The 388-nt window shown below is 66.8% G+C and carries 1 pseudogene; it reads right to left on the bottom strand.

What is annotated here, in order from left to right:
• Nucleotides 1-272: 272 nt before the first annotated feature.
• Nucleotides 273-388, bottom strand: a pseudogene (locus G5C65_RS40010) (IS630 family transposase); the annotation flags it as partial.

Here is a 388-nt window from a genome sequence, read left to right as displayed (position 1 = left end):
TTGCGCCCCCGCAAGGAGGCGGGCAGCAGCGGCCGAACGAACTCCCACTCCGCATCAGACAGTTCATGGCGACGTATCACCCGACCATGATCCACCATCCAAGATCAATTGAAGACACCGCCTAGCGCCCCGCAGGGGCGCTTCAGGGGCGCTTCAGGGGCGCGGGGAACTGCGCGACCGGCCACAACCCAGCCGCAGACCGCAGGACACGGGCAGGGGCAGCCCCGACCGGCTGCCCCGACAGAGGGCAACCCCGATCCGCCGGACACGGCCTAGTGTCCTGAGTCGGAGATTCGTCGGCAGTAGGTTGCGACCTTTTCGAGGATCTCGTCGGCGGTCTTTGTCCAGATGAAGGGCCGGGGGTTGGTGTTCCAGTCGGCGAGCCAGG

This window comes from Streptomyces boncukensis (assembly GCF_011045075.1).
Lineage (GTDB): Bacteria > Actinomycetota > Actinomycetes > Streptomycetales > Streptomycetaceae > Streptomyces > Streptomyces boncukensis.
Note: the sequence above shows the minus strand (reverse complement) of the source record. Positions and strands in the feature narration are given on the sequence as shown.